The 5,193-nt window shown below is 65.3% G+C and carries 6 protein-coding genes; 3 read left to right on the top strand and 3 right to left on the bottom strand.

The genetic code is table 11. From position 1 onward, the window contains the following. Positions 1-331: 331 nt before the first annotated feature. Entirely contained in the window at positions 332-925 is a 594-nt protein-coding gene (locus tag VHL31_RS07080) for a TetR/AcrR family transcriptional regulator (RefSeq protein WP_329660504.1), read from the bottom strand. A 92-nt stretch (positions 926-1,017) separates the two neighbouring features. On the opposite strand from VHL31_RS07080, the gene VHL31_RS07075 reads away from it, so the two are divergent. Together VHL31_RS07075 and VHL31_RS07070 are read left to right on the top strand one after the other, a co-directional pair. Beyond that, a complete protein-coding gene (locus tag VHL31_RS07075) occupies positions 1,018-2,028 on the top strand; it encodes a hypothetical protein (protein ID WP_329660503.1) in 1,011 nt (336 codons plus the stop codon). Then, a complete protein-coding gene (locus VHL31_RS07070; RefSeq protein WP_329660502.1) occupies positions 2,025-3,023 on the top strand; it encodes a hypothetical protein in 999 nt (332 codons plus the stop codon). Before VHL31_RS07075 ends, VHL31_RS07070 begins: the two co-directional genes overlap by 4 nt. Positions 3,024-3,132: 109 nt before the next feature. Here the strand turns inward: VHL31_RS07070 and VHL31_RS07065 are convergent, their stop codons facing one another. Then, positions 3,133-3,255: a hypothetical protein gene (locus tag VHL31_RS07065; protein ID WP_329660501.1), complete on the bottom strand. Its 123-nt coding sequence runs from the start codon at positions 3,253-3,255 to the stop codon at positions 3,133-3,135. Between the two features lie 475 nt (positions 3,256-3,730). Between VHL31_RS07065 and VHL31_RS07060 the strand changes: the two genes are divergently transcribed. Further along, positions 3,731-3,982: a transposase gene (locus VHL31_RS07060; protein WP_329660500.1), complete on the top strand. Its 252-nt coding sequence runs from the start codon at positions 3,731-3,733 to the stop codon at positions 3,980-3,982. 47 nt (positions 3,983-4,029) lie between these two features. Here the strand turns inward: VHL31_RS07060 and tnpC are convergent. Next, the coding region (tnpC, locus tag VHL31_RS07055) for an IS66 family transposase (protein ID WP_329660499.1) at positions 4,030-5,193 on the bottom strand (1,164 nt) is incomplete at its 5' end.

Raw genomic sequence — 5,193 nt, 5'->3', positions numbered from 1 at the left:
GGCGATGACCGGCGCGCAGCTGTCGGCGCTCAACAAGCTGGGCGGCCTGCTGGGCCTGAACCCGGCCGAGCGGGCCAGGATCAACCTGCCGGCACCACCGCAGGAGGAGGATCCCGATGAGGTGTTCTTCCGGCCCCGCGTGGTGTAGCGGGAGGGCAATCATGGTTCATCGCCAAGTGCCGCGCGGGTGAAGACGTTGGGCTGTTGCACTCCGGCCTAAAGACCGCCGCGGCAGACTGCGCATGAGCAGTAGGCATATTGTAACTTATCAGTGCTGAAGTTGGCTCGGCTTGGTCGCCGATCTGAGCACGTAATGTGTCCCGTTGCATGATCACACCGTTCCTACGCTGCCGCGCATCAGGGCCGCCAAGGCTTCCGCTGCCTGCTTCTCCGTTGCCTCGCCACGCACCATCGCCGCCGACAGTGCTTCACCGGCGCCGACGAGCCCAACACAGCACAAATGCAGCAGCCTGGCTGGCAGGGTGCTGTACGGCTCCAGCGCAGTCACGAAGAGCGAGACATAGATGGCGAGCAGCTCCTGGTGAACGGCACCCATCTCTTCGCTGCCCGACAAGGCCGCACCGACGGCATGCCACTCGCCACTCGTGTCGGCATAGCAGTGCATGTAGGCGTCGGCGAGCATCGTCGCGGTCTCGTCCAGCTCGCGTGGTGCCGCGAGCAAGGCCTCACGCACTGCCTCGGCCTGCCCCGCGTCGATCGCCTTGTAGAGGGCGATCAGGAGGCCGGGGCGGGTGCCGAAGTGCTCGTAGACGATGGGTTTGGACACGCCGGCGCGCGCCGCGAGGTGCCCGAGCGTCAACCGGTCGGCGCCCTCTTCCCGCACGATGACGCGTGCAGTGTCGAGCAGTTGCTGGCGGCGTTCAGCCTTGGAAAGCCGGGATGTGGAGGAAGGTGGCACGGACACGCCCTTCGGGTCTTGCAAAACCTACTTTTCGTAGGTTACTAATGGTCACCTACTAAAAGTAGGTTACTAAGAGTAGCAAAAGGGAAGGTGCAATGCGAGACGCTCCCATCCTGTTGATCGGCGGGTCCGGCATCGTCGGCCGCTGGACCGCGAAGCTCCTGCGCGACGCGAACCCTGAAGCGCCGCTGCTGATCGGCGGCCGTGACCTGGGCAAGGCAGGGCAGGTTGCTGCCGAGATCAGCCAGGCCGAGGGCGTGGCGGTCGACCTGGGCGCCGATGACCTGGGACTGGGCGACCGGTCGATCGGTGCCGTGGCGATCTTCCTCAAGGACGACCGCCTAGCCGCCCTGCGTTTCGCACAAGTGCGCGGCGTGCCCCATATCGGCATTTCGAGCGGCACCTTCGAAATCGGACCCGAAGTATCGGCGTTCATCCACCATCCCCGTGCAGCACCTGTCGTGCTGGGCAGCGAGTGGCTGGCCGGCGCCGCCGTGCTGGCGACGCTGCACCTGGCGCGGAAGTTCGCGCGCGTGACCGACATCGTGATCGACGCGGTGCTGGACGAGGAGGACATCGGGGGGCCGGCCGCCGATATCGACATGCACCGGCTGACCCAGCTGGCACCTGCGGCGCTCACCCGCCGCGAGGGCAATTTCCATTGGCGGAACGGGGATGAAGCGAAGGCCGTGATCCGTGCGGTGGACGGCGAGGCGATGGAAGCCTTCGCCTATTCCCCGCTCGACATCGCGGCACTCGCGGCCGTTACCCATGCTCCGAACATCCAGCTGAACGTCTCGGTCGGCATGAGCTCGAACCGCCGCCGTGGCGGACCGATGTCGACCGAGATCATTATCACGCTGAGCGGCAAAACCCCCGAAGGTGGGCCGCATCGCGAGCGGCATGCCATCGTTCATCCGCAAGGCCAGGCTCCTGTGACCGCACTGGGCGTGGCGATGATGCTGGAACGGCTGACCGGCCTGGACGGCAAGCCTGCGACCACGGCCGGCGTCTACTTTCCCGAGCAGCTGATCGATCCCGATGCCTATCTTCGCCGGCTGGCGGCGATCGGCGGCAGCTTCACCCGGATGGAGGATGCACGATGAACATCGATCCCGTCTTGCTGATCGGTGGCACGGGCGCGTTGGGGCGCAAGATCGCCGAATGGCTCCGTGCTCGCCATCCGGATCTGCCGATCACCATCGCCGCGCGTGACCAGGTGCGTGCCCGGGAGTTCGCGCATGTGCTGGGCAATGCCGATGCGACCGCCATCGACCTTGATCGTGCCGATCTGGGGCTGGAAGGACGCCGGTTCAGCATGGTGATCCCGGCCTTTAAGGACCATGGGCATGTCAGCTACCGCTTCGCGCAGGACCGCAGCCTGCCCTATATCGCGCTGTCGGAGGCGGCCTTCGAGATCGCACCCCTGGTGGCGATGCATGCGCATCGACCCGACACCGCGTTGGCGCTGCTCGGGCATATGCATGGTGGCCTGCCGGCCATGATCGCGCTGTCACTGGCGCGGTACTACGCCAGCGTCGACGCGATCGTGCTGGGTGCGGTCTTCGACCCGGCCGATCCATTGCCGCCAGGTGCGGAGAAGGATCTGGAGCGCATCATGAAGGCGGGCCCGCCTCCGTTGGCACTGGTCGACGGCCACTGGCGCTGGCTGCCGCCCGAGGCGATGCAACCGATCCGCCGCGGCGGCGGAAAGGAGGTACCGGCGGAGGCCGCAGGGTTGACCGACCCGCTCGGGCTGTGGGCACCCACCGGCGCCAGGTCGGTGCGCCTCGACATGGGCAGTGCACCTACCGCAGCCGGTAGGGACGGCAACCCAGGGCATGAGGTGATGATCGAGATCATCGGCCAGACACTGGACGGCAACGTCGTTACGAGGCGATGGATGGTCACAGACCCGGACGGGAACGTGGCATTCGGTGCCAAGGGCGTGGTGCTGGTGGCCGAGCGGCTGCTGGGCCTGGATGGCAAGCCGGCAGCAAGGCCGGGATTGTATTTCGTGGAGACACTGCTGGATGCCGCCTGGGTCCAGGCGGAGTTACCGAAGCTGCAATTAACGTTGGCTGAGGTAGCTATATTATGACCGATTGGGATGCGGATATGGCGACCAGCACGAACAGCCCGGCACGTGACATGCCGGGCTGTTCGCCTGCTACCTGCAGCTCTGCCTCAAGCCAACACAAAGTCGCTCTTCACCAGCTGGTCATGTGCCAGATTGGCAGCGTGTCCTCGCCAACACCGCTGAACAGACCCGCACCGACGACAGCACCGATGTCGAGCACCAGCGACGACTCGACAACGCCATCCATGGTCACGCTTGACGTCCACCCACTGATCAGCCGCCGTTAGCTTGTTGTCGTTGTTGGTGTCCAGGACGTCGAACACCTGTTGGCCCGACAGTGGTGCTGACTGAAGCGAACGGATTGCCGCGCGACCGTTTCTTCGAGCTGATCCTCGGCACGCTGTTCGGCAGCCGTTCCTATCAAGTCTATACTGCCAGCATCGGCAGGGGTGACTAGCAGCCCGGCTTCAAGGCGACGCTGGGGCTCAAGGATCCCCGATTGGCCAGGGAAGCCGCTACCGCCGCTAGCCGCACTCTGGCAATGCTCGATCCCGTTCATGGCCGTGTGCGCGAGGCCGTGGACGCCGGATTTGGCCATCGTGACTGGTCGGTCATAGCCAAGTTCACGCTCGATCAGAGCTAGAGCATCGCCGCCGATGCGCTCATCTGCGGTGACGAGGCAGCCGTGCTAGCGGAAGGCATACGAGTCGATGACGGGACGGGAGCCCTTGGCCGAGATCGGCATCACCGACCGCATCATGCATCGCCGGCACGTCGGCAAGCGCCAGCCGCGTTGTCGGAAATGGATGAACGTCGCGATCACGCCCTTGCGTAGTCAGATCGAAAAACTTTTCGGCACCATGAAGCGGCGCTATCTATATCGCCGAGTCCGCTACCGCAGCCTCGTCCGCAACCGCTGCCAACTCTGGCTGCTCTGTATGGCCATGAACCTGCGAAGAGCCGATCAACCTATGGCCTGAACGTATCCCTCCGGCGAGGGCCGCGGTTGGGTGATAGTTGGGCTGGATCAGGCTGCTTGAGCGGCTTTGGCTGACGACGTCCAGTTCCAGGGCATGAGCTCGTCGAGCTTATGGGCGGGATGCCCGGCGACACGGTCGAGGACATCGGCAAGCCAGGCCTGCGGATCGACCTTGTTGAGCTTGGCGGTGCCGATCAGGCTGTAGAGGAGCGCGGCACGCTCGCCGCCACGATCCGATCCGGCGAACAGCCATGCCTTGCGGCCGAGGGCGATGCCGCGCAGCGCCCGCTCGGCGGCGTTGTTGGAGAGGCAGACTTGGCCGTCGACGAGGAAGCGGGTGAAGGCCTTCCATCGCTTGAGCAGGTAGTCCATGGCCTTGGCGACCTCGGCATGACGCGACAGTCTGGCCCGCTCTTGCCGCATCCAGGCCTCCAGTTCACTGACCAGCGGTGCGCTTCTCTCCTGCCGCGCTGCCTGCCGCTGGTCTGCCGGCAGGCCGTGGATGTCCCGTTCGATGGCGAACAGGGCGTCGATCCGCCGGACGGCCTCGAGCGCCAAAGGTGAGATAGTTGCGGCTGCCTTGCCTTGCGTTCGTCGTCGCGCAGCAGCGGTGAGATCGGCCAGCTCAAAGAACTTGCACCGCGCGTGGGCCCAACAGCTGGCTTCCAGGATTCGGCCAGACCCATAGAGCTTGCCGTAGCCCCCATACGCATCGGCCTGCAGGATGCCGCTCCAGCCTTGGAGATGAGCCTGCGGGTGCTCGCCGGCTCGGTCGCGGGAGTAGAAGAACAAGGCTGCCGGCGGAGCCGGCCCAGCGAACGGTCGATCATCGCGCACGTACGTCCAGCACCGGGCGATATCCGTCTTGCCCTTCGCCAGGACCGGCACGGTGGTGTCGTCGCCATGTAGGCGCGAGCCTGCCAGAACATGGGCTTGGATGCGCTGGTAGATCGGCCGCAGCACGGCAGCGCAGGCGCCCACCTGATCAGCCAGCGTCGACAGACTCAACGGCACGCCTTCCCGGGCATAACGCTCGGCCTGGCGGTTCAGCGGCTGATGCTGGCCGAACTTCTCGAACAGGATCATCGCCAAGAGGCTGGGGCCCGCCCAGCCTCTGGGGATCACGTGGAAGGGTGCCGGTGGCTGGCTGATCGCCTCGCAGTCACGGCAGGAGAATTTCTCCCGGACGTGCTGGATCACCTTCCACTGCCG

Origin of the sequence: Geminicoccus sp. (genome assembly GCF_036263595.1) — a bacterium.
Taxonomy (GTDB): domain Bacteria; phylum Pseudomonadota; class Alphaproteobacteria; order Geminicoccales; family Geminicoccaceae; genus Geminicoccus.
This window is presented reverse-complemented; position numbering and strand designations above follow the sequence as displayed.

Excerpts from the sequence above, each read along its gene's own strand:
- VHL31_RS07070 (WP_329660502.1), top strand. The coding sequence starts at position 2,025 with ATGAACATCGATCCCGTCTTGCTGATCGGTGGCACGGGCGCGTTGGGG.
- VHL31_RS07075 (WP_329660503.1), top strand. The coding sequence starts at position 1,018 with ATGCGAGACGCTCCCATCCTGTTGATCGGCGGGTCCGGCATCGTCGGC.